This window comes from Sphingobacterium mizutaii, from assembly GCF_900187125.1.
Taxonomy (GTDB): Bacteria; Bacteroidota; Bacteroidia; order Sphingobacteriales; family Sphingobacteriaceae; genus Sphingobacterium; species Sphingobacterium mizutaii.
On sequence record NZ_LT906468.1, the window covers coordinates 783,090 to 809,132 of the forward strand.

Annotated in this window: 21 protein-coding genes; 1 reads left to right on the forward strand and 20 read right to left on the reverse strand. The window is 38.9% G+C overall.

The window, feature by feature from the left end; all coding sequences use genetic code 11:
• Position 1: 1 nt before the first annotated feature.
• From CKW03_RS03405 to CKW03_RS03470, 14 genes are all read right to left on the reverse strand, one after another.
• A complete protein-coding gene (locus CKW03_RS03405) occupies positions 2-778 on the reverse strand; it encodes a hypothetical protein (RefSeq protein ID WP_093100736.1) in 777 nt (258 codons plus the stop codon).
• 2 nt (positions 779-780) lie between these two features.
• Positions 781-1,134: a GntR family transcriptional regulator gene (locus tag CKW03_RS03410; protein ID WP_093100734.1), complete on the reverse strand. Its 354-nt coding sequence runs from the start codon at positions 1,132-1,134 to the stop codon at positions 781-783.
• Entirely contained in the window at positions 1,135-1,914 is a 780-nt protein-coding gene (locus CKW03_RS03415) for a hypothetical protein (protein ID WP_093100733.1), read from the reverse strand. It abuts the gene before it with no gap.
• The gene (locus CKW03_RS03420) at positions 1,911-2,729 is read right to left on the reverse strand and encodes an ATP-binding cassette domain-containing protein (protein WP_157739387.1); all 819 of its coding nucleotides are present in this window, start codon (positions 2,727-2,729) and stop codon (positions 1,911-1,913) included. Before CKW03_RS03420 ends, CKW03_RS03415 begins: the two co-directional genes overlap by 4 nt.
• 178 nt (positions 2,730-2,907) lie before the next feature.
• Positions 2,908-4,494, reverse strand: a complete 1,587-nt coding sequence (locus tag CKW03_RS03425; protein WP_093100730.1) for a M28 family peptidase — start codon at positions 4,492-4,494, stop codon at positions 2,908-2,910.
• 17 nt (positions 4,495-4,511) lie between these two features.
• Positions 4,512-4,949, reverse strand: a complete 438-nt coding sequence (rpiB, locus tag CKW03_RS03430) for a ribose 5-phosphate isomerase B (RefSeq protein ID WP_093100728.1) — start codon at positions 4,947-4,949, stop codon at positions 4,512-4,514.
• A gap of 6 nt (positions 4,950-4,955) precedes the next feature.
• Complete coding sequence (gene tatC, locus CKW03_RS03435) at positions 4,956-5,828, reverse strand: twin-arginine translocase subunit TatC (RefSeq protein ID WP_093100727.1); 873 nt, start codon at positions 5,826-5,828, stop codon at positions 4,956-4,958.
• 90 nt (positions 5,829-5,918) lie between these two features.
• Entirely contained in the window at positions 5,919-7,280 is a 1,362-nt protein-coding gene (accC, locus tag CKW03_RS03440; RefSeq protein ID WP_093100725.1) for an acetyl-CoA carboxylase biotin carboxylase subunit, read from the reverse strand.
• A gap of 67 nt (positions 7,281-7,347) precedes the next feature.
• Positions 7,348-7,830, reverse strand: coding sequence for an acetyl-CoA carboxylase biotin carboxyl carrier protein (gene accB, locus CKW03_RS03445; RefSeq protein ID WP_093100724.1), 483 nt, complete (start codon positions 7,828-7,830; stop codon positions 7,348-7,350).
• 66 nt (positions 7,831-7,896) lie between these two features.
• Positions 7,897-8,886 (reverse strand): beta-ketoacyl-ACP synthase III, encoded by a 990-nt coding sequence (locus CKW03_RS03450; protein WP_093100722.1) that lies wholly within the window; start codon positions 8,884-8,886, stop codon positions 7,897-7,899.
• A 5-nt stretch (positions 8,887-8,891) separates the two neighbouring features.
• Positions 8,892-9,830 carry a phosphate acyltransferase PlsX gene (plsX, locus tag CKW03_RS03455; RefSeq protein WP_093100721.1) on the reverse strand — a complete coding sequence of 313 codons (939 nt, stop codon included), beginning with the start codon at positions 9,828-9,830 and terminating at the stop codon, positions 8,892-8,894.
• 104 nt (positions 9,831-9,934) lie between these two features.
• Positions 9,935-10,126 (reverse strand): 50S ribosomal protein L32, encoded by a 192-nt coding sequence (rpmF, locus tag CKW03_RS03460; protein ID WP_093100719.1) that lies wholly within the window; start codon positions 10,124-10,126, stop codon positions 9,935-9,937.
• 15 nt (positions 10,127-10,141) lie between these two features.
• Positions 10,142-10,678 (reverse strand): YceD family protein, encoded by a 537-nt coding sequence (locus CKW03_RS03465; RefSeq protein ID WP_093100718.1) that lies wholly within the window; start codon positions 10,676-10,678, stop codon positions 10,142-10,144.
• A 74-nt stretch (positions 10,679-10,752) separates the two neighbouring features.
• Positions 10,753-11,403 carry an epoxyqueuosine reductase QueH gene (locus tag CKW03_RS03470; RefSeq protein WP_093100716.1) on the reverse strand — a complete coding sequence of 217 codons (651 nt, stop codon included), beginning with the start codon at positions 11,401-11,403 and terminating at the stop codon, positions 10,753-10,755.
• Positions 11,404-11,527: 124 nt separating this feature from the next.
• On the opposite strand from CKW03_RS03470, the gene CKW03_RS03475 reads away from it, so the two are divergent.
• Positions 11,528-12,622 carry a hypothetical protein gene (locus CKW03_RS03475; RefSeq protein ID WP_093100715.1) on the forward strand — a complete coding sequence of 365 codons (1,095 nt, stop codon included), beginning with the start codon at positions 11,528-11,530 and terminating at the stop codon, positions 12,620-12,622.
• A gap of 34 nt (positions 12,623-12,656) precedes the next feature.
• Here CKW03_RS03475 and CKW03_RS03480 read toward each other — a convergent pair whose 3' ends face one another.
• The 6 genes from CKW03_RS03480 to CKW03_RS03505 all read right to left on the reverse strand — a co-directional run bounded on the left by CKW03_RS03480 (position 12,657) and on the right by CKW03_RS03505 (position 25,893).
• Entirely contained in the window at positions 12,657-13,517 is an 861-nt protein-coding gene (locus tag CKW03_RS03480; RefSeq protein ID WP_373865690.1) for a transglutaminase-like domain-containing protein, read from the reverse strand.
• A gap of 47 nt (positions 13,518-13,564) precedes the next feature.
• Positions 13,565-14,224 carry an ABC transporter ATP-binding protein gene (locus tag CKW03_RS03485; RefSeq protein ID WP_093100712.1) on the reverse strand — a complete coding sequence of 220 codons (660 nt, stop codon included), beginning with the start codon at positions 14,222-14,224 and terminating at the stop codon, positions 13,565-13,567.
• Positions 14,225-14,378: 154 nt separating this feature from the next.
• Entirely contained in the window at positions 14,379-16,775 is a 2,397-nt protein-coding gene (locus CKW03_RS03490; protein WP_093100710.1) for an ABC transporter permease, read from the reverse strand.
• Between the two features lie 146 nt (positions 16,776-16,921).
• A complete protein-coding gene (locus tag CKW03_RS03495) occupies positions 16,922-19,327 on the reverse strand; it encodes an ABC transporter permease (protein ID WP_093100709.1) in 2,406 nt (801 codons plus the stop codon).
• Positions 19,328-19,436: 109 nt separating this feature from the next.
• On the reverse strand, positions 19,437-21,827 hold the full coding sequence (locus tag CKW03_RS03500) for an ABC transporter permease (RefSeq protein WP_093100707.1): 2,391 nt from the start codon (positions 21,825-21,827) through the stop codon (positions 19,437-19,439).
• Between the two features lie 1,618 nt (positions 21,828-23,445).
• On the reverse strand, positions 23,446-25,893 hold the full coding sequence (locus CKW03_RS03505) for an ABC transporter permease (RefSeq protein WP_093098530.1): 2,448 nt from the start codon (positions 25,891-25,893) through the stop codon (positions 23,446-23,448).
• Positions 25,894-26,043: the final 150 nt, after the last annotated feature.

The window sequence follows — 26,043 nt, forward strand, 5'->3', positions numbered from 1 at the left end:
CTTATTTTGGTTTTTTCGAATTGTAATAATCCAAATTGCCTGAAAGTGCCAAGGATTTTACACGTTTATCTTCTGGGTAATTTCCAACGATAATATTGCTGAGCCCTTGGAGTTCGGCGTTTAGGGAGTCAATATGGTTATTGTTTAAAACCTCCAGCATGCCATCGTTCAATTTCACATCAAGCTTACTGAAGCTGATGTTGTCAACATTTACCTTTGATTTTCCTGCTATTTGCATACTAAATGGATTGCTGAAATTTTGGCTTTCTCGAGAATAATTGCGAATTCTTATGGTACTGTTCTTGAGAACCGCAATTTTATTGAGGCCTTTGGCGATACTATCTGTTGGGATTATTTCAATAGATCCATTAAAATTTTCTAAGGTTATACTGTAGGCTTGATCAGGATTTAAGGTGAGTTCAACACTTGAAAATAACTTCTTGGTTGGAGTAACTTGTAATGTGTCGCCGATTTTTTTATGAACAAAGTTGATTACTTGATTACTTAGCTTTGCGGAAATTAAGGTTGTATCTGCATATCCAACGGATAAGAAAGTGTTTTTGTCAAAACCGATAATTTTTATGTGCTTAATGCCATCTAAGGATACTTTCTCTATTTTATCGGTCTGATCAAAATTTTTGACAAATGCAGAGACCAAATCGCGGGGTTCACGGCTAAGGGGGTCTGCAAATACAATACCTTGCAATGGCTTTATGACTAAGCAGACCAACCAAAGAATGGCAAGGGCGCTAAACAATAATATATTTGACTTTTTCATAATTAGTTCGATTTATAGAGTTCGATTAATTCTTCTTCCGTGATCTTCAATAGTTTTGCTGTCTGGAAGAATTTTGGTGCTTCTACCTGGATGAAATTTTCCTTTTTTTCTTTTAGGATGATCTGAATGGCATTGTCAGCTACAAATAGTCCGAGTCCACGTTTATTGAATATGATTTCATCTTGTTGGAGCTTATCATAAGCTCTCATGACTGTATTGGGGTTTACTTCCACAGAGGAGGCAAATTCTCGGACAGAGAGGATCTTTTCTCCAACCTGCCACTCATCTTTGAGGATCTTCTCCATCACGATGTCGATGATCTGCAGGTAAATGGGTTTATCTGATTGAAATTGCATCTAGACCTCCTTTTCCTTTAAGAAATAATAAAAACCGAGATAGGTAATTAAGGCAGCGGCAAAGCTAGGTACCCAGCTGTAGAACGTCATATAGGATAGGTTGGAAATATGATATGAATACCCATCCCAGATCCTTGAACTGATAAAAACTCCCAAAGCCACTCCCGTGAGCAAAATCGCAGCTGAAATAACTAGGCTGTATTTTCTGAAATAGAGTGCAGCAAACAAGAAATAAGGATAAAAAAGGAAGAACAACAATGCCATCGGAGCAGATATGATCGTGAAGCTGCCGATATAAAAGATGCTGTATTTTGAGATTTCAGTGTAGAGTTTGCCTTGACGGTCTAATGCCGCTATAACCTCATCCCAATACTGTTGCCTGAAATATATTTCAATGATATAATTGAGGCCAAGGATAATGAGGTAATTATATAAGAGAATGAATAGTCCGATCAATAGGTAAGCAGTTAGTTTCTGCCAGGAATTCATCGGAATAGTGAAATCATAACTTTTATAGAATAAGCTAGAAATAAAGGTTAAATGAATGAAAGGCAATCCTACAATCAATGCAAAGCTCCATTTGATATTATTGCTATCCACAAGATTGATCAAAATATTGTCATCGATTTCGCTTTTAGGCATCAAGAGGTAGGTTGAAATATCATTGCTAACAAATATCAAGCATATAGAATAGGATATGATTGCAATAACCGGAATCGAAATCAACAAGTATCGATGGGATGCAAAAATGCTGTTTAGATATTGGGAAACTGTCTTCATAATTCTATTGGTTTAGGATTGTTGGTGAATGCGTTAAAGAGGAATTCAATGTCCAGTTTGGATTCGTTTTCTGAATGGTTTTTCACTAAATAATAAGGTCCTGATAGTTCCTCTTGGGTGAATAGCGCCTGTTCCGCATCGATTGTTGATTTGCTGATCTTGAATTTCCTGGATAAATGATAGATGTTTTCATCTAAAACCAGGCTCCCACCTTTCATAATCATCAAATGATCAAAAAGCGTGTCAACATCGCGGATCTGATGGGTTGCAATTAAGAAAATTCGCTCATCATTGATGAACTTAGTAAGCAACTTCCTGAACACAGCTTTGGAAGGGATATCCAATCCATTGGTGGGTTCATCCATCAATAAGACCGAACTGTGGCAGGCCAATGCGAAGGAAAGATGGACCTTTCGGTGCTGTCCTAAAGAAAGTGCTCTAAGCCTATTGCTGATCGGAATATTGAACTCTTTGATACAGTCCAAGTATTGTTGATGGTCGTACTTGCTGTAGAACGCTCCATAAAGCTTTCCGAATTGTTCGATCCTTAGGTCAGGTAATTTGCTGTGATCTGGTAGGAAATAAACCTCGTTCAGGTAGGCTGCGATTCGTTCGGAACTGCGAAGTCCATTGAATTCAATGCTTCCATCCTTGGGTAACAACATGCCCACGATGAGTTTCAATAAAGTGGTCTTGCCTTCTCCATTTAAACCTAATAAGCCATATATTTTTCCAGGCTTCAAGGTTGTGTTGATATTCCAAAGAATATTCTTGTTCGGTTTATAATAATACGATAATGATTTAATGGTTAACATAGCGTATTGTTTTAGTGTATTAATGTGGTAGTACACTACAAATATACAATCGTAATTTTTATCTGCAAGAAAAAAGTGAAAATATTTTGAAGGATAATTTTCTAAGGGAGAGTTGATTGCATAAAAAATGGGCAGAATATCAATTCTGCCCATTTTTGTATTTTATTGCTCTAATTGCTTATTGTGCTGGAGCTGGTGTTTTATCCACCACTAATTTTTTGTCTCGGTTTGCGATTTCCCAAGCTGTATGGAACACTAGCTTTTCGCGTTTAGCCATCATAGGGAAGTCGATCTTATCCACCGTATCATTTGGTGTATGGTAGTCTGGATGTAAGCCTGAGAAGAAGAAAATTACTGGAATACCATGCTTTGCCAAGTTGTATTGGTCAGAGCGGTAATAGATACGCATTGGATCTTTTGGATCATCATACATATAATCTAATTCCATTTGTGTGTAGTCCTTATTGGCTTTCTCATTGATCGCTTTCAACTCAGAACTCAACATATCCGACCCAATAGCATGGATGTAATTGTGGTTTCCATTCAAGTGCTTATCATCGATACGACCGATCATATCCATATTCAAACAGGTAACAGTGTTGCTCAATGGGAAGATAGGATGCTGCGAATAGTAGTTTGATCCTAATAGACCTTTCTCTTCGGCTGCAAAAGCCATGAACAAGATCGTTCTTCTTGGACCTTTGCCGTCCTTTTTAGCTGCAGCGAATGCTCTTGCTAATTCCATCACACCTACTGTTCCTGAACCGTTGTCGTCTGCGCCTGGGAAGAAAGTCCCATCAGGAAGGATTCCGTCGTGGTCATAGTGACCCGAGATAATCACAACCTCTTCTTTAAGGTCTGTTCCTTCGATAACTCCTAATACGTTTGGATCATGGAACTCCTCTTTTCTCACGCCCATGGTAGCATCTACTGATGCTTTAAGGTCAAAAGAATTTGGTTTTCCAATATTGTTGATTGTTTCTTTGATGTTTTCTACTGTGCTGTTTTTAGCTGCTAAGATTTGATTGGCAGTTTCAACAGTAATGTTAGCTACTGGGATATCCATGGTAACCTGGTTGGTCTGGTTTTCATTCGATTTCAATGTAAAACGACCTCCAGTCAAACGGCTTCCAAAACGGCTGATCATCTCAGCATTCTGGGAACTCACAGCTAAGATCATCTGTGGTTTAAGTTTGCTCAATTCCTGGATTCTTTTAAAGCGGCTGGTTGACCAATCCGATGGGGTAGCAGTTCCAGAGATCAAGGATTTGCCGTCTTTAGTTGGTTCGCCTTCATTGATCACCAACACGACTTTACCCGCAATATCCAAGCCTTTAAGGTCATTGTATTCATTAGATTGAATGCCGTATCCTACGAAGACAATATCAGAAGCCTTGAAGTCTCTGCTGTTGTTGTTGCCTTGGATAAATAGGTCTTTTCCGTTTTCAAGAGCTTTATTGTTGATCGTAAATTTATCTACGACATAAGAAGTTCTTTCCAATTCTACAGGTTGGAAATAGGAGCCGCTTACAGCTGGTTTTAAACCTAATTCTTTGAATACATTCGCAATGTATTCAACGGTTTTTTTACCACCTTCTTGTCCTGTCCCACGTCCTTCAAATTCACGTGATGCAAGAATAGTAAGGTGTTTTTTTGCTGATTCTTCAGTTAACAGGTCGGCATATTTCTTTTGATTTGCCTGTTGAGCTACCGAACAGCTGAAAAGTGTCGGTATCAAAAAAGAAAGAATAAGTAATTTTTTCATTATTGATTTTAAATTGGTTATGCACAAGAAATTTTGTTGACACGATTAGCATGACGACCTCCTTCGAAGTCAGTTGTCAAGAATGTGCGAACAATACGTTTTGCTAAGTCAAGATCAATAAAACGAGCTGGAATACAAACGATATTGGCATCATTGTGTTGACGGGCTAAAGCTGAAATTTCTTCCAACCAGCAAATCGCAGCACGAATGCCTTGGTGTTTGTTCGCTGTGATGGCAACTCCATTTGCACTGCCACAGATCAAGATACCTAATTCATTTTCTTTGTTCTCTACACTTGAAGATACCGGATGGGCAAAATCTGGATAGTCAACAGAATCTGCAGTAGCAGGACCGAAATCCTGAACAGTATAACCTAATTCGTTTAAGAATGTGATTAATGTTGTTTTATATTCAAACCCAGCGTGATCACTGCCAATTGCGATTTTTTTAGACATGATGTGTTATTTTGTATTATAAAATTCTTTTTCCGCGAGCTCCTTCGCTTTTTTGACATTCGCCGATACCATGATACTCAATTCGTACAAGATAAACATCGGAGCACTTACCGTCAATAATGTGATAACGTCCGCTGTTGGAGTAATGATAGCCGCAATGACTAAGATAATGACGATGGCATATCTACGGCTCGCACGCATAAACTCTGGCGTCATGATACCGATTTTCGAAAGGATAAAGATCAGAATAGGGAGTAGGAAGATAATTCCACAACCTAATGTTAAAGTCGCGATAGTTGATAAATAAGAGTCAATGGTAATCTGGTTAGTGATTTCCTCACTCAGAGACACGTTCGCAAGGAAATTAACTGACAGAGGAACTACGATGTAGTAGCCAAATAAGGCCCCAATAATGAAGAGCACAGTAGCATAGAATACAAAACCTCTAGCTGATTTCCTTTCTACATCTGTAAGGGCAGGTTTAATGAATAACCAGATTTCGAATAGGAGGTATGGGAATCCCAAAGCTACCGCCATCAAAAGACAGGAGTTGATTTGGAGCATAAATTGCCCCGCCAATTCTGTGTTGATGATATTGAAAGGAATCTTCTCAACACAGAACCCTTCCAGATTCAAGGCTGCTCCAACTTTACACATCATGCGATAGGTCCAGAAGTCCAAGTTCTTCGGGCCCATGATGATCTGGTTGAAAACAAAATCGTAAAATGTAAAGGAAAGGATAGCAAATACGGTAATAGCAATTACAGAACGGATGATATGCCACCTAAGGATTTCTAAATGATCGAAGAAGGACATTTCAGCTTCGATGTTCTTTCCTTTATTCTTAATTGCCTCTATAAGTTTAATATTCTTGGACATGTAGTTTTAATGCGGTGATCTAATCGTAAGAAAACAAAAATACCATTCTTCTCTCGAAGAATGGCATGTTTTGTATATGTAAAGTAAATTTTATACAACCTCCTCATCAGGATACTCCGTAAGGTCGAAAGTTTCCATGAATTTAGTCGTGAAATTACCTGCCCTAAAGTTCGGGTCACGCATTAAACGAAGGTGGAGAGGGATGGTTGTCTTTACGCCCTCAATAACGAATTCACTTAGCGCACGCTCCATGGTATTGATAGCCTCTTCACGAGTTTGTGCTACACAAATCAATTTCGCGATCATTGAATCGTAGTTAGGAGGGATTGTATATCCTGAGTAAACGTGTGTATCTACACGTACACCATGACCTCCAGGTGAATGGAAGTTGGTAATCTTACCTGGTGACGGACGGAAGTTGTTAAATGGATCTTCCGCGTTGATACGACATTCGATTGCATGCATAGTAGGTTCATAGCTCTTTCCAGAGATAGGAATACCAGCAGCAACTTTAATCTGTTCTTTGATCAAGTCAAAGTTGATTACTTCTTCAGTTACAGGGTGCTCTACTTGAATACGGGTATTCATTTCCATAAAGTAGAAGTTGCGGTGTTTGTCAACTAAAAATTCGATTGTTCCAGCACCTTCATATTTTACGGCTTTCGCACCTAAGATGGCAGCTTCACCCATTTTAGCACGCAATTCTGGTGTAATAAATGGAGAAGGAGCTTCTTCAACTAATTTTTGGTGTCTTCTTTGGATTGAACAGTCACGTTCAGAAAGGTGACATACTGTTCCATATTGGTCACCGATTACTTGGATTTCAATATGACGAGGATCTTCAACAAATTTCTCTAAGTACAAGCCATCGTTTCCGAAAGCAGCACCAGATTCTTGACGTGCAGAATCCCAAGCATTTTCAAACTCTTCATCTTTCCAAATGATACGCATTCCGCGGCCACCACCGCCGGCAGTAGCTTTTAGGATTACAGGGTAACCCATGTCCTTGGCGATTTTCAAACCAGTTTTTACATCTGGTAATAAACCGTCAGAACCAGGGATGGTTGGAACACCAGCTTTTTTCATTGTCTCTTTAGCCGATGCTTTATCTCCCATTTTTTCAATCTGGTCAGCGGTAGCACCGATGAATTTGATGCCATACTCAGCACAGATTGCGGAAAATTTAGCGTTTTCGGATAAGAAACCGTATCCAGGGTGGATTGCATCAGCATTTGTAAGTTCAGCTGCTGCAATGATATTTGGAATATTTAAATAGGAATCTTTACTAGCAGGTGGGCCGATACAAACAGCTTCATCCGCGAAGCGAACGTGTAAACTGTCGCGGTCAGCAGTAGAATATACTGCAACACTTTGAATTCCCATCTCTTTACAAGTACGGATAATTCGAAGTGCGATTTCACCTCTATTGGCAATTAATATTTTTTTGAACATAATACTCTTTGATGTAACACTTTATCTCTTAGCACAATAAAAAAAGTTTCTGGAATTACTCCAAAAACTAACTAGGGTCTACTAAGAATAAAGGTTGGTCGTATTCTACAGGTTGAGCATCATTTACCAAAATCTTAACGATCTTTCCTGATACTTCAGATTCGATTTCATTGAACAACTTCATTGCCTCAACGATACAGATAACCTTTCCAGGAGTAACCTCATCACCTACATTTACAAATGATGCTTTGTCTGGTCCTGGAGAACGGTAAAATGTTCCGATAATAGGAGACTTAATAGTAATATATTTTGAGCTTTCGTCAGCAACAGGAGCTTGAGCTGCAGGAGCAGCAGCCACTGGAGCAGGAGCCGCAACAGGAGCAACCGCCGGTGCAACCTGAGCTGCAGGAAGAGTTGCCGTTACGTAAGTAGGCTCTTGATTAGTCTTTATCGTAATTTTAAAATCTTTCTCTTCGATTGATACTTCATTCACACCCGATTTGGAAACGAATTTGATCAGATCTTGAATTTGTTTAATATCCATACTCATATGCTAGTAGGTTTGTTTAATAATTTTAAAAAATAAATAGCTATAAAGGTAATAATAAAATGCAGATTAATACGCCCATCTCAAATAAATAGAGCCCCATGTAAACCCACCGCCAAATGCCGCTAGGATTAGATTGTCGCCCTTTTTAAGTTGGCTTTCCCACTCCCATAAACACAATGGAATGGTCCCGCTAGTTGTATTTCCGTATTTTTGAATGTTTACCATTACTTTTTCCTCTGGTAGTCCCGCACGTTCTGCAGTGGCATCAATGATGCGCTTGTTTGCTTGATGTGGAACTAACCAATTAACATCTTCCGAGGTCAATTTGTTTCTTTCCATAACTTCAACAGCTACATCAGCCATATTGGTTACTGCAAATTTAAATACGGTACGACCTTCTTGGTAAGCGTAATGAAGGCCTGCGTCTACTGTTTCATGAGTAGCTGGGTTCAAAGAACCACCGCCTTTAATGTTTAGGAATTGACCGCCAGATCCATCTGTTTTTAAAACAGCGTCGATCAGTCCGTTTCCTTCTTCATTTGGTTCCAGCAATACTGCTCCACATCCATCTCCGAATAGGATACAGGTATTTCTGTCTTTATAATTGACTACTGATGACATCTTATCGCCACCAACAACCAGTACTTTTTTGTGTTTTCCAGATTCAATGAATTGAGCTCCAGTGGTCAATCCGAAAAGAAATCCTGAACAAGCCGCTTGAAGGTCGAAACCCCAAGCTTTCTTAGCGCCAATTTTGTCTGCCAAGATGTTTGCTGTAGCAGGGAATAACATATCCGGTGTGCTGGTACAGAAGATTATTAAGTCGATATCCTCAGCAGAAATCCCTCTTTTCTCCAATAGGCCATTTACCGCTGGCACTGCCAAGTCAGAAGTAGCTTTTCCTGGATCTTTTAATATTCTTCGCTCACGGATTCCTGTGCGGGTTACGATCCATTCGTCGTTAGTGTCTACCATTGTTTCCAACTCTTTGTTGGTCAGGATATAGTCCGGAACGTAACCATGTACTGCAGTAATAGCTGCGTGAATTTTAGACATATTTTTTAGTTAAATGCAGATTTGATCCTCTCAATGAATTTTGAGGCAATCATATCTCTCGACAATAATACCATATTTTTTATAGCCTTTGGAGTTGAAATACCGTGGCCAATGATTACAGGAGCATTTACCCCTAAAATTGGGCTGCCGCCATATTGCTCGTAATTGAACCTGTCAAAGAATTGGTCCTTGAACCCTTTCTTTAGAGTAACTACATAAAATGATTCAGCTAGCTTCAGTACTACATTTCCAGTGTAGCCATCGCAAACAATTACATCGGCATGATCACTGAACAGATCACGTCCTTCTGCATTTCCGATAAAATTGATCTTGTTGTTTTCTTTTAAAAGAGGGTAGGTTGCGATGGTTAGGTTGTTTCCTTTTTCTTCTTCTTCACCAATGTTCAGCAAGCCGACTTTTGGTGAGGAAATGCCGTATACATGTTCTGCATACAAGCTTCCAAGGATAGCAAATTGGTTCAACATTTCCGGCTTACAGTCTGCATTGGCCCCAACGTCCAACAGGATCCCAAAGCCATCCTTTAGCTTAGGAACATTGGTCGCGATTGCAGGACGCAAGACACCTGTAATAGTCTTTACGCTGAACATGGCGCCTACCAGCATTGCACCGGTATTGCCTGCTGAAGAGAAAGAATCAATCTCTCCGTTTTTCAATAAGTCAAATCCCTTGGCTATAGAAGAGTTAGGTTTTTGGCTGATTGCTTTTGTGGGATGTTCGTGCATACCGATGTTCTCAGGTGCATGAACATAGTCAAATTTTGAGGGGTCAGATCCAGCTTCAGCAATAGCGTTTCTAGTGGCTTCCTCATCACCAAAAAGAACAATCCGTTGCGAATCGTCCAGCTGTTTTTGAGCTTCAATCGCTCCTTTGATATTAGAATCAGGAGCAAAATCACCTCCCAACACGTCTAATCCAATCTTCATTCGTTATTATTTATATTATTCAATAATACGCAAAAAACATCCCAAGTGAAAGTTAATAATATAAAATATTATACTTTTTTGGGATGTTTTTAAGAAAGATGTCGTTAGACAGCAGCGGTGTTCTCAATAATTAATTTACCGTTGTAGTATAAGTTACCGTCTACTGTATATGCGTGGTGAGGTCTGTGCACCGCGCCAGTTTCTTTACAAACAGTTAAGCTAGGTAATTCAGCTTTATAGTGTGTTCTTCTCTTGTCTCTTCTAGATTTAGAAGTTTTACGTTTTGGATGTGCCATCTCGTATCTTTTGTTTTAGTTATTTTTAATATTCTTCAATGCTTCCCAACGAGGGTCAATGTTTTCATTGTCCTCCTCAGACGAGCTTTCTTCTTCATTTTGTATTCTGTCCAACATCTCCGGATCACATGCTATCCCATCTCCGTTTTCATTACACTTAGGATAGGGTGGTACTGCTACATTGATGTATTCATACAGCAAAGGAGCAATGTCCAATTCATAATCGTTCTTGGATAAAGTGATCACTTCTTCCGTGTCCTCGTTCCAATCTTCGTCGATGAATTTTACCAAAGCACGTTCCTTAATGTGAACGGGCGAATCAAAGGTCGATAGACAAACATCGCAAGTCAGTTTTATGGTGCCTTGAATGTCGAAATTAGCTATCAACATGTTCTCCTGTTTCTGCAAGTCGACAACCGCTTTCAGATTGCCTTCCTGTATCAAGGAATGTTCGTAACATGCAAAGAACTTCTCGTCGATTTCAAAGTCAAAACTGTGCTTACCTGTTGAAAGACCTGAAAATGGTATTCTGTATTTTTTTAGATACTTCACAATCTTGCATTTGAGCCTGCAAAAGTAACGATTAATTAAGTATAAATGAAATTTATTTTAAAAAATCGTCTAGGCTATTCGTAATAATTTTTTCCTAATTCAATTTTCGGACGATCGTTCGCCATCCTCCATTTATTGGTGTCGCGCAATGAATAAGCACAACCGCAATATTCCTGCATATAAAACCTTTCTTTCTTGCTGATTTCCAGCATTCTCGCTGAACCGCCTTTCTTGCGCCAGTTGAATGTCCAATATTCCATGTTCGGATATCGCGATGCCGCTCTTACCCCACAATCATTGATCTGGCTCATCGTTTTCCAACGCGAGATACCAAGTGAACTCGAGATCACATCAAAGCCATTTTGAGCAGCATATTCAGCCGTTTTCTCAAAACGCATATCAAAACACATGGTGCAGCGAATCCCTCTCTCAGGTTCATGCTCCATGCCTTTTGCCAACTCAAACCAGTGATCTACATCATAGTCGGCATCAATAAATGGAATATTGTGCTTTTCAGCAAATCGGATGTTTTCCTCCTTCCTTAGATCATACTCCTTCCGTGGATGAATGTTAGGATTATAGAAATAGATCGTAAAATCTATGTTGGAAGCAATCAATGCCTCCATTACCTCACCAGAACAGGGAGCACAGCAGGAGTGAAGCAAAAGCTTTTTCCCTTCGTTGGGCAATTCCAACTTCTCTCTTACAAATTCTTTGTTCTCCATTGCTTTATTATCTATTCTGCAATTTTACGGAAAACCATCTATTTAACCAACTTTAACAATCTTAAAGCCCTGAGAGCACGCCGACAAACGATTATTTTATACATTTGTAATAAATTGATTATTTATGAAACTTAAATACGTATTTGCGCTACTCGCCATTGCCACCCTCATAGGATTTTATTCCTGTGAAAAAGACGATGATGAGCCTACTACAAGCAACTCTATCTCAAGACTATATATATCCTACTCTGATTACAATGAAAACCCCGAATTAACGCCTTTCAACAACGTTGTGTTGCTGCCGAATGCAGATGAGGAAGAGGACATGAGCCTTCGTGCCACTCCTTTTTTAGGAAATGTAAGGGGCGGAAATTCAATCTATTTCAACCCAAGTGCACGCATTATTTTTCAATCTTCATTAAATACCACTGTTACAGACACCTTTGTCTACAAACTGAATATTGGTGAAACTGGTGCTTTGAGCAATGACAAAAATCAAATCCGCCAAGGCGTTTTAAAAGGAGTGCGTGGTTTGGTCTTCCATCCAAGTCTTGATAAGTTGTACACCATCTCTGTAGGTGGCGATGAACCAAGTTACTATGTATTCGACAGACCTCGTGGGTTATCCGAATTCAGAAAACCGGGACAGACCTATCGGTTTAAAAATAATATAGACCCTTGGGATGTGACCATAGTGAAAAGCGGATTGGTGGTGAGTAAATCTGGAACAAATGGGGGAGTTGAAATTTACGACAACCTGGTTATTTCCCGAGATTCCACTGTTGCTTCGGTGGAGCCTTCCAAAGTACTGACCGTTGAGAATGCCAGCAATATCCGTGGTATGTCAGTCGATACGGTAAACAATATGCTTGCGCTGACCGATTTTGTACAGGTAGGAACTGGTGCATCGGCAACTTACCAGGGAAAGATTCTCATCTTTGATGATTATGCGAAAATCAGTGCTGCAACAGGTGTTATTAGCCCTTCACGTATTATTACAGGGATAAATACCAAATTACAGCAACCGGTGGATGTTGAGCTTGATTTCAGAAAAGACAGCAAGTTTATCTATGTGGCTGATCCTGTTTCAAAAGCAGTTTATAGATTTTTAAAGACTGATAATGGAGACGTTGCGCCAAATGCCACTTATCAATATCAGCAAGCTGGTAGGAGCGTTCCTTCGACTCCAAGAGGGATATCCTTAGATGCCAGGAATTAAATCATAAAATAAAAGTATTTGTAGGAAGACGAGGTTAATTAATCTCGTCTTCTTCGATTAAGGTCAGCAGGGTTTCCACCTCCAGTTTCTTTTCCGCGTTATCAACATGCTCATAAGCTGCAATCAGGTTTCTCAATACCCTTTTTATGATTGCGATATTATCACATGGCAGGGTGTAATTATCAGAAAGCGGTAAATTGAGCTGTCTCAAGAACGCATAGATATCTTCCTCACGCATGATCTGTCCGCGGTTGAAAACATTGATATAAAATTGGACTTTATCCTGATTTTCGCCATCCACATAGGCCAAAACAAAATGTTTGGGAAGATTAACACCATAGATTGGTATATCCAGTTTCTGGGCCACCAAAGCATATATACAGGCCAAACTGATTGGATTCCCTTTTTTTGTTTCCAGCACTTTATGGATGAAGGAATTTTGAGGATCATGATAATTAGAAGTATTGCCAGAAAGCCCAAATTCACGGAATAGGATATTATTCAACAACTTTACCTTCTCCACGGGGCTCATATCATACATCAGGTGGTACCAGGCATTCCTACGGAGTTCCGCGAGTTGGTAGTATACCTGTTCTTCATGAAGATTTGGATATTGGTATCGGTTGATGATCAGCAGACCTTCCAAGAGGTCCTCGGAATTATTGAGCTTCCATAATTGCAGGTCATTCTTGACCTGGTCATATTGAATTCTATGAATGATATTCTCAATCCGGCCTTGTGAAAGCGGGTCAAAAGAAGATTCCCACGAGTGTTCCAATAAAGGTATAACCTCAGGCCCACATGTGATTAGTTTGTGCTCTATCTCTTGAAAAATCTCCCGGTCGGGATCATCCAAAAGATAGATGAGTGCCTTAATTTCTTTTTCATTCACAATGAAATTTACGAAATAAAAGGCAATCCCAAAAATCCTTCAGCAAATTGTTATTTTAATTGACCATCCAACATATTGATGATGGACTTGCCGTATTCTGCATTCTTCTCAGAGTGAGTCACTTGTATAATGGTCATGCCATCATCGTTCAGTTGTTTGAACAGCTCCATGATTTCCTCCCCTTGTTTCGAATTCAGGTTTCCGGTAGGCTCATCCGCTAACAGCAACCTTGGCGATCCTGCCAATGCTCTAGCGATTCCGACCACTTGTTGCTGTCCACCAGAAAGCTGAGCAGGGAACAGATCCTTTTTGCCCACGATGTTAAAACGGTCCAACATATCTGAAACAATGCTCTTGCGCTCTGAAGACGAAAGGTTCTTGTAGATCAATGGCGTTTCAATATTCTCATATACCGTTAACTCATCAATTAAATGATATGATTGGAATACATATCCGATATGCGATTGAAACAATTGCGATCTCTTTTTCGCCTTCATATTCAGCACATCCTCGCCCATAAAGCTGTAGCTGCCTTCATCCGGCTCATCCAACATCCCAATGACGTTCAATAAGGTCGACTTCCCCGACCCCGAAGGACCCATAATAGAAACAAAATCCCCCTCATTGATCTCCAAATTGATGTCCTTTAAAATAAAGTTTTTGGCCCCGCCAACATTGTACCACTTAAATATGTGTTCTAATTTTATCATGTTATTTTTTATAGTATTTAGTATAAAGTATTTAGTATTTAGACCTTTCCTGCTCCACAGGATCGTCTTAAATCATCCTATCCTTTCCAATCAGGTTAATATCTCATATCTCACATCTCAAATCTCAAATCCAATCAAGGGCACAGCCGTTGAATTACTCATCCCTCAAGCTATCCACCGGATTCTCTGTTGCTGCCTTTAAAGATTGGAAGAATACGGTAATAAAAAGGATCAATAATATACTTAAAATGGCAAGACCAAAATACCAGAATTTTATTTCTATATGATAGGCAAAATTGTTCAGCCAAGATTCAATTAAAAGGTAAGCAATTGGCACAGCAATTACGGTCCCAATGATGAATATTTTAAAAAATGGTTTATTGAGCTGGAAAAAGATAGAAGCGATGGAAGCCCCTAAGACCTTCCGGATACTCATTTCTTTTCTTTTGATTGAAACCTGATACGCCGACATGCTAAACAAGCCCAGACAAGCAACTATGACCGCCAATAACGTAAATCCATTGAATGCCTTTTGCAGCTCTATTTGTTTCTTTTGCAAGCTGGCATAACTTTGATCCATAAATTCATAATCCAAAGGCAATGATTCAGCAGCAGGGTTTTTCAACCATTCCTTTTCCATGGTTTTTATTGCAGCTTCGGTTTTTCCTACAGCAGTTTTTACAATAAAGGCTGTCTTAAATCTACCCTTTCCACATTCATCCTTATAGGAGTAAATTGTTGGTTTCACCTTGTTTTCAAATCCATAGGCAATGCTGTTTTGCACCACTCCTACGATTTCAAAATTAGCATCACAACCAGCGATGGTATTACCTATAGGATTGTCTATGTTCCATGCTTTTGCTGCAGCCTCATTAATGACAGCATAATGTTTGGTAGAATCTGTAATTAATTTGTCCATAGAGGGACTGTTTCCACCAGACAAGAAATTGATGTTTAATGTCTGGAAAAACTCAGGGTCAATGCCGACATGGTCCAAGTCCCGTTTTTCAGTGTTATAATTAAATTCAAATTGAGGGGGCAATTCCCTAGCCCCAGGGATGGTCGTTGCTCGCGAAGCGGAGATAATACTAGGATTTTGTAGCAATCGCTGCTTGAAATCATAAAAAGTCCCATCAACCTTATTGTCATAATACATGGGAACCCCGATAAAATTGATAACCTGTGAAGGTTCAAATCCTTTGTCAGAATCCTTCATGAAATTGACTTGCTGTCGTACGACAAACATGCCAGTTACAAAAATGATCGCAATAATAAATTGGGCTATGATTAGAATATTCCGAAGTCGGTTATTCATACCAAGGGAAAGGTGGTTTCCCTTCAATAATCTCACAGAATTAAATCCAGATAGCGAAATCGCAGGATATATTCCAGATATCAAGGTGCAAACTAAAATCCCAATCAGTAATTGACCTAAAGTTTGAATATTCAGGATATAAGTCATTAGATCATCATTAAACCATTTCTGCAAGGAGTTTCCAGTGATGATGAGCAAAACAAAAGATAAGATTGCTGAAAAACTAGTAAGAATCAAGACTTCCAAAAGCAATTGCCGTATCAAAGCAAATCTTGAACTCCCCAAGATTTTCTTGATGGCTAATTCTTTCAGTCGTTGATTGGCTTTTGCCATCATCATATTGGCGAAATTGGCACAAGCCAGGACCAAAATAGTGATTGATAGAACAGCAAGAATCCAAACGATTAGGTAATTCGTGTTGCTGCCAGCTTTTGGTTTTAAATATAGATTCTGTAGCGGATCCAAATAGACCTTACCTTTAGCAAAGGCCGAACTTTGAATTCTTTCCTTCTTGGAAAATGTGTTGGTAAAGAGGTCATTAATTTTACTTGTTAATTGCTCGATATCAATACCCTTTTTTACTTGGATAAAGGTCTGAACTAGATAAGGGTTACCTTCTTCCTCTGTATCTATTTTTCTGATATAGAGGACATCGCCATCGATAATCGAAAGCTTTCTTTCTTGAATCAATCCATAGAACGTATCATGAACCCCCATGGCAAGACTGAGTGCAGGAACTTTCTTGGGTTCACTAAAATCTTGATATTCCTTAAAAAGCAATTTTGCAATCGGCTCTTTGATTAGGTTCGCCTCATTCTGCTCAGCATTCTTGTACAAGGGACCGTTCTTACTCTCGATTTGAAATATCCTAGCCAGAGAAGAGTCTATTGCCAGAGCTTTTTTAATATTGACTGTTGATTCTCCAAATAATGGATAAATACCCCAAGTGAAATCAATCTTTCTTCCGGCATATTGTATTTCTGGGAAATTATCTTTCAGCGTCTGCGCCATCGAAGGGAGCATATCAACACTGTATTCTCCATTGGCCTCCAGTCCAACTTGATAAATTCGATCATAATTGGGATTCCATTTATCATAACTGCTTTCCCTATTAATAAACTGATAAGATAAAATAAACCCTGCAAAACCTAAGGTTAAACCAAGAATATTCAACAACGAGAAACTTTTGTTATTCCATAGATTCCTCCATGCTATTTTCAAATCGTGCTTTATCATATCTTATGCTTAGTATTTAGTATCAAGTAATTAGTATTTAGACCTTTCCTGCTCCACAGGATCGTCTTAAATCATCCTATCCTTTCCAATCAGGTTAATATCTCATATCTCACATCTCAAATCCAATCAAGGGCACAGCCCTTGAATTACTCATCCCTCAAGCTATCCACCGGATTGGCCTTGGCCGCTTTCAAGGATTGGAAACTCATCGTCAAGAAAGCAATAACAACAGTCGCCAGCGCTGGAATCGCAAACATCCACCAAGTTATGTCTATTTTATAAGCAAAATCATCTAACCACTTATTGGATGCCCACCAAGCAATTGGAGAAGCAATCAAAATGGAAATTAAGACCAGCTTAATATAGTCTTTTGAAAGTAGACCAACGATTCCTGAAATGGAACTTCCCAATACTTTGCGGATCCCAATTTCTTTAGTTCGTTGGGCGGTAGAGATAGTCACCAAGCCAATTAATCCGAGGCAACTCAATAAGATGGTAACCCCAGTGGAAAGGTTGATGATTTTAGAAAACCTATGGTCTGATTCATACAGCTGACGGATATTTTCATCGTAAAATTTAAAGGCAAATGGAGCATTGGGGTAAATATTCTTCCATTCTTTCTCGATGGTTTCTATGGAAGACTTCCAAGTTTTTGGATCAGCATGTAATTTGACGGAAATGACTTGAAGTTGACCTCTATTCTTAGATATCAACATTGCCACCCCTTCTTTTTCTGTATGAAATGATTTGCTCGTATAATTTGAGGTAACACCTGTAATCGTTCTATCCCTGTCATAGGCACTTACTGCTTTTCCTATTGCTTCTTCGGGACTTTTGAAGCCCATTTCTTCAATAGCCAATTCATTCAGGATGATTCCCGAACTGGTATCTGCCATATTCAAATTTCTTCCTGCTAACAACTTAATTCCATAAACATCAAAATAATCTTTGTCCACAAACTTAAAAGGTACATTTACCTTCACTACTCCAGTGTCGGCAGTTGAAGAAACAAAGTTCCCCCAATGGTTATCGGACAAGGGTAAATGGCCTAATGCAACTCCAGCAACCTGACTATGTTTCAACAAAGCATCCTTAAATACATAAGGGTCGACATCAGCATTTTGATCGACCTTATAAGGTAATTGCATCGTAATCAATGCTTGATGGTTAAATCCAAGGTCAGAGGTCATGGTATGTTTCATTTGCATCCCCATGATAAAAGTGGATACGACAAAGCCTTGTGCAATGACAAATTGGAATATGATCAAGACCTTTCTGATCGAAATACTACCCACTGATAATTTTCCAATGCCTTTCATTTTGATGACCTCAGAGATCTGAACCTTGTTGATCAGGTAAGCGGGGTAAATACTCGAGGCAATGCTAATGAAAATGACTAAGCCTAGTATGAAAATGCTGACAGGCAAAATATCTGAAAATGAATTCAGGTTTGCTGGTAAATAGGATTCAAAAGCTTTTTCGAAAATTTTCGTCAAAGGCCAAGAAAGCAATAGTGCGCAAATGCAAATACAAAAAGTTTCAATCAAAAAGGATTTGGTAACATCAAAGGGTTGTTCACCCAAGGTTTTCCGGATACCAATTTCCTTGGCTCTATACGGTACTTGGGCTGTAGTCAGGTTGATGTAGTTGATGGTCGCCAATAAGAGTAAAAATACACCTATACCGATGAATCCATAGACTACTTTAATATTCGAACTATTTTGAAGGTTCTTGTCAAAATGTACATCGGCAAGCGGAGTTACACCTGCTCCGGCTTTGGTATTCATTTCAGCGAAATCCTTTTTAGTCATTTCATGGATTTTCTTGCTGACTTCGTTGACAAAAGCATCCCTATCATTCGGCGACTTTAATTTTACAAATAAAGTGAAGTTAGACATAAAGGAAACCCAAAGGTCTGAATTCCAATTATCGTCCGATACCTTTACAAATTCCTTCGCCAAGAAACTACTTGGACTTTCCAGATCCTTAACAACCCCAGATACAGAATAGAGAGTCGTGTCATACATTAAGGTCTTTCCCACAACCTCCTTAGGGTCTATATTCGGGAAATATTGGTTCGCTCTACTTTTGGTAAGTATGACCTCATTAGGATGCTGCAATGCTTGTTTGGGATTCCCCGCCAACCATTCATAAGGGACCATTTTGAAATAATCACTTGTGGTTTCAATGATGTTTTCTTGATCCTCAATCTTAAAACTCTCTTTGGAGTCTGTGCTATTCGTGATTTTCGGGAAATATTTTCTATAAACTGGAACTGAAAGCTCTACGCTCGAAAGGTTCTCCTTAATATATCTGGCTAATGGAGTTGGAACCCCATCAAACCGATCTGTAGAAGCAATCTCCTCGAATACCCCATATACCTTGAATATTTTCTCGCCCTCCGCGTGATTCTTGTCAAAACTCAATTCGTAATTCACCAGCCTAAAAACGATCCAACAAGCACTGATCCCAATAGCCAAACCAATAATATTCAGGAAGGTAAATAACTTATTCTTCCATAATTTCCTAAAAATCAAATTCAAATTCTTCATAATCTATGCTAAATCAAAAAGTAATTTATTTATTCGCCATCATAACCTTTCCACTGTCTCATATCTCACATCTAAAATCTCATATCTATTCAAGAGTTTAGCTCTTGAATCACTCATCCTTCAAACTATCCACCGGATTTGCCCTAGCCGCTTTAATGGCTTGACCTCCAATAGTCATAAAGGAAATAACAAGGGTAATCAAACCGGCAGCAAAGAATATCCACCATTCGATATGGATATGGTAAACAAAGTTGCTCAGCCATTTATCCATGGCCCAATATCCTAATGGGATAGCAATGATAAAGGCCAAGACCACCAATTTTATAAAATCAGAAGTCAATAAAGCCACTAACTTTCCAACTGAAGCACCTAGAACCTTTCTGATGCCAATCTCCTTAACGCGTTGTTGTGCGGTATAAGCAGAAATCGCAAATAGACCTATACAGGCAATTACTATAGTTACAAAAGCAAAGAGTTGCATGATCTTGGTAGTCTGTTGTTCCTGTTTATAGAGGGCAGCATAATCATCATCCAAAAAATGATAATTAAAGGTTGTATTTGGTAATATTTTGTTGAATGCCACCTGTATATCCTGTAGGGATTGTGTCGTATTGGCGCCCGCGTTTATTTTTACAAAGACATTCCCGAAATAGCTGTATTCAGGAAATAAGGCTACTGGCCGAACTTCCTCTTTCAAAGAGGCAAAGTTGAAATTGTCTACCACCGCTCTCACAGGTCCCCTTCTTCCATTGATATTGACGGTCTTGCCAATTGCTTCCTCTGGAGTCCAGCCGATTCTTTCTGCCGCCATCTTATTGATGATGATGGCAACGGAACGGTTTGCAGAAGTATCTCTAGCTTTAATGATATCCGTTTCATTTAATGGTTCCCCAGCGAGGATTGGAATTTCAAAAGTCGACAAAAAGTCCCTTTCAATTGGCAATGCCGTAATATCCATGCTGAAATTTGGATTCTTGCCTTCAGAAGTCTCCAAGGAATATCCACCCTGCACATTGACTGGTGAATCATAGGATGCCGAAATATTCTTGATAGACGGATTGTTTCTAAGTTCATTTTTCAGGTTTTCCAGCCCCTTTGTTTTTAATACATCACCGTCTAATACGACAATTTGAGAACGGTTTAATCCAGTATCCATGGTTTGGATAAACTGCATCTGCCTATAGGCAAATAAAGTACAGATTACCAAAAAGATCGAAATGCAATATTGGAAGGTTATCAAGATCTTGGCCACTGGGACCTTCGTCTTATTCGACTTGAGTTGCCCTTTGATCACGCTGATCGGTTTGAATTGTGCGATCACCCATGCTGGCCAACCGGAAGCAATAAAATTCAATACGATGAAGAAAACTATAACCGCTAAATAGAAATATGGGTTGGACCATACCTCAAGCTTCATAGGGACACCTAAGTACATACTGAATACCGGCAATAAAAGCCAGGCAAGTAGAATCCCCATTGCCAAAGCTATGCCCACCATCATTCCGCCTTCCACAATAAATTGATTGAAAATCCCCTTTTTATGAGCACCAATTACTTTACGGACAGCAATCTCTTTAGCTCTCTCCGTAGCATGAGCAAGGGAAAGGTTCGTAAAATTCACCGCCGAGATCAATAGGAGGGCAGCTGCTAAAAAGCCGAAGATATAGAGGTACAATAAATTCCCCGAACCAGCTGCTTTTGAATGCAAATGCACCGTTTCAATATTTTCTAGATTGATTTTTATCGTATAACCAGCATCATATTGTTCTTTCAGTTGCTGCTTCATAAAGGCATCTACCTTTTCCTGTAATGCCTGCTGATTGACATTTGCTTTCAACAAAATAAAAGTGATGTCATTTGCTGATCCCCACTGCGGTTCTTCTTGATATCTCTCCAAGCCCTTGTTCGACAGCAAAGCCGAGAAACGTATTTCAGTATAAGTCGGCAGATCCTCTATAACTGCAGTTATTTTCCATGGATTTTTGTCAATCAAGATTGTTTTACCGATTGGGTTTTCATTGGCAAAATATTTCTTCGCTAATGATTCAGTTAATACAATCTCATTGGGGTTAGCTAATGCGGAATTTGCATTTCCAGAAAGAGCCTTATAATCTAAGACTTTTAAAAAATCCGCATCCACATATTTTAGACCGGACTCTTTTATCGATTCCGAGCCATTTTCAATCAAGGCCGCATTATTGTAAGTATACATCCTGACAGCTTTCTCGATCTCAGGAAATTCCTTTGCAAAGACAGGAGCAACAGCCGTGGGAGTTACCCTCCAATAAGTAAAATCAGCATCCTCCGGAGATTTCACCGAAGAGGTAACCAGCGAAACCCGATCTGAATTGGACAGATATCGATCATAACTCAACTCATGGTAAACATAAGCCAACAGCAGTAAAAAACAGGTTATACCTAATGCTAAACTGCAAATATTGATAATCGAAAAACCCTTGTTTTTACGAATGTTCCGGAAAGCTATTTTTAGATTATTCATGCTAATATTGGTAATGTGTTTCCATTGGAGTAAAGGTCTGTTTTATGGAAGCCTTGACTCACAAAAATTGAAATACAATACATTTGCCAGTAATGTAAAGTACTGAAAAACAGGGTAATGTAATAATTTAAGGTGTTAGACATGTTCGATATCGAACGTTTTTTGTTCGGTACTGAACGGTTGGGGGATAATTAGACAATAGACATCAGACAATAGACAACACACACAAGACATAAGACCTTTCTAGCGGGTTATTGTGGGGGAATTGACAGATTTAAATATATTGATAAACATATTGGCGAACAGTTCCTTGACCTTCGGTCAAGGATGACAAGGTCGTTTGATGGTGAGCCGTACAGATTCTTCACTGATCCTTCAGAATTGGAAGGACACAAAAGGGTGCAGCTTATGAATATTGATATTTTATCGCTCAATTGTCAATTCAACCCCTAAAGGGGTAATACAGCTGAAAAATCTTTGCTAAAATAATTTCACCCTTATAGGGTGATAAGGGTAATATTTTTTTAACACCTTGGAAAACCCCATTAGGGGTTTAATTATTTTAGAAAATGATAGAATTGAAGGATTACCCCTTTAGGGGTTCAATTCTGGATTCCGGTAGTTTATTGACCTAATACCAATTCAACCCTTACAGGGGTAGTACAACTAAAAAATCTTTGCTAAAATAATTTCACCCTTATAGGGTGATAGGGGTATTATTTTTTTAACACCTTGGAAAACCCCATTAGGGGTTTAATTATTTTAGAAAATGATAGAATTGAAGGATTACCCCCTTTAGAGGTTCAATCTGGATTCCGGTAGTTTATTGACCTAATACCGATTCAACCCCTACAGGGGTAGTACAACTAAAAAATCTTTGCTAAAATAATTTCACCCCCACAGGGAGATAGGGGTATTATTTTTTTAACACCTTGGAAAACCCCATTAGGGGTTTAATTATTTTAGAAAATGATAGAATTGAAGGATTACCCCTTTAGGGGTTCAATCTGGAATCCGGTAGTTTATTGACCTAATACCGATTCAACCCCTACAGGGGTAGTACAACTAAAAAATCTTTACTAAAATAATTTCACCCTTATAGGGTGATAAGGGTAATATTTTTTTAACACCTTGGAAAACCCCATTAGGGGTTTAATTATTTTAGAAAATGATAGAATTGAAGGATTACCCCTTTAGGAGTTCAATTCTGGATTCCGGTAGTTTATTGACCTAATACCAATTCAACCCCTACAGGGGTAGTACAACTAAAAAATCTTTGCTAAAATAATTTCACCCATACAGGGTGATAGGGGTATTATTTTTTAACACCTTGGAAAACCCCATTAGGGGTTTAATTATTTTAGAAAATGATAGAATTGAAGGATTACCCCTTTAGGGGTTCAATTCTGGATTCCGGTAGTTTATTGACCTAATACCAATTCAACCCCTAAAGGGGTAGTACAACTAAAAAATCTTTGCTAAAATAATTTCACCCCCACAGGGTAATATGTGCACTATAAGTTTTAATGTTGGAAATCAGATATTATTAATTATTGTTCATTCCCAGATCTTGGTCCATCCTCTCATCCTTGCCATCCTGGTTCAATTCCCCGTCTACCTACTCCTCTTTCAAGCTATTCACAGGATTGATCCTTCCTATCCTAAGAGCATGATAACAGATGGTTCCAAATGCAATCAGCAAACTTAAGCCTCCAGCTGCTAAGAATACCCAAGGATGGATATCAATTCTATAACTAAAATCTTGTAACCAATTATTCATAGCCCACCAAGCTATTGGAGAAGCAATGAGAATGGCAACTAAAACCAGTTTTATAAAATCTGTAGACAACAATTTAATGATTCCTGGTAGGCTTGCCCCTAGGACTTTTCGGATACCGATTTCTTTAGTCCGTTGTTGGGTAACAAATGCCGCTAAACCGAACAATCCCAAGCAGGCAATGAAAATGGCGAATAGAGCAAAGGTTGAAACGATCGCTTGAGTGCGTTGTACATCGGCATATAGTTTTTCAAAACCTTCATCTAAGAAGGTGTATTGAATTTTCTGATTGGGAGAGAAGCTGCTCCATACTTTATTGATTTCAGCAAGGGTCTGTTCAAGGTTGTTGGTATTTAGCTTAATGGAAATCATATTAGGGCTACCACCAATCATCAAAGCCAATGGTTTTACGGCTTCGCCTTTCATATCTCCAAAAATAAAATCTTCAACCACCCCGATAATGGTAAAGGTTGCGAAATTCCGAATCTTCGCTCCGATGGGATTGGTTATACCAAGTTCCTTAACCATACTTTGGTTAACGACGACAGCTGTTGAGTCTGTTGGCATTTCCATATTAAAGTTTCTACCTTCAATAAGTTTGATGCCGAATGTCTTTAGGTAATCCACATCAACCACCCAATTCTGTCCGCCAATTCCGACATCCTCATTCTGCCGGCCATCAATCCAATAGGCATTGCCATTCCGTCTTACCCCATCCATCATAACGGGTAAATAATCTCCAACGGAAACCGATGAAACGCTGGAAATACCTTTCAGTTCTTCCTTCATCGCCTTTTGTTTTCCATCCAAAGTACTCGTTCCGCGTAAAACCAAAACCTGTTCCTTGTCAAATCCTAAGTCTTTATGGAGTATATATTTTACTTGTTGATTGATGATTAATGTTCCGATAATGAGGATAATGGATGTAGAAAATTGAAAGATTACTAATCCATTCCTGAACCAGTTGTTGCGAGATTTTAAATTTAATTTTCCTTTTAATACGGCAATCGGTTTGAAGGATGATAGATATAATGCGGGATATACCCCTGAAATAATGCCTATAAAACAACCAAAAAGTAGGAGCGAGGGGATAAACACTAAGTTCTTCCAAGGGAAGGACAATGATTTTCCTGCAATTCCATTAAAAGAAGGTAAAAGTAAATAGGCAATGGCGATAGCAATCAATATTGATATTAAGGAATATAATAAAGACTCGGTAATGAACTGCCAGATCAAAGACTTGCGATCTGACCCAATTGTTTTTCTTACACCCACTTCTTTGGCGCGGGTGTTGGCATTTGCAGTCGAAAGATTGATGAAATTAATGATAGCGATGATCAATATTAAAGCTGCTATTCCGGCAAAGATATAGACCAATTGGGCATCACCTCGATTCTGGTTTTCAATCTTATTATTTTGAATGCCCTTTGAATGTAGGTGAATATCCTTTAAAGGTTGCAAGGTCATCTTTGCAGACCTCCATATTTCCTCATTCACTGCCATGCCGGCTTGCACGACCGCAGGACGATAATGATCATCAATATATGATCTGGTTAGTTTTTTCTCTAGTTCAGCGATGTCACTCCCATCTTTAACCTTGAAATAGGTCGAATAATTGGAAGCCAACCAATTCTGTTTCTCGCCAGGGTAAGGTTCATGGCCACTTAAGGTCATAAAGAAATCAAATCCGTAAAAATTCGAGTTCGTCGGGATATCATCGATTACAGCGGTAACAGTATAGCCCTTAGATTTATCATTGTTTAGATAAATAGTCTTTCCAGTAGGGTCTCCTTTGAATAGTTTCTCGGCCTTACTTTTAGTAATAACAACCGTACTGGGATTATCCAGAGCATGATTTAAAGTACCATATACTGTTTCCATCGGAAACATGTCCATTATGCCCTGGTCAACATAACAAAAACCTTCCTCACTAAACAATTCAGGGTTTTCATTCGTCGCAACCTGATTACTACCCGCACCAAAAAGCGGATTCGATAATACACGACCAAAAGCTGTAATTTCAGGGAACTCCTCCTTCAATTCAGGCCCAGCAGGTGCAGGCATAGAAACACCCTTCTGTACCACATTATCTCTTGTAATAACCCCTACAACCCTGAAAATCTGATTAGAGTCCTTATAGAACTTATCATAACTCAATTCATGCTGTATATAAAGCACTATCAATAAGCAAATAGCCATGCTAAATGCAAATCCCCCAATCTTGATAAAGGAATAAAACCTCTGATTCTTAAGGTTCCTCCAAGCGATTTTTATATTGTTTTGAAACATTATTATAGTATTGTGATTTGAGAATTGAGATTTGAGACGCATAGTTTCAAATTCAATTCAACTAATTAATTTCCTGTTTTCAATAAGAATTATAAAGCTATACCTCTCTCATATCTTACATCTCATATCTCATATCCATTCAAGGGCAAA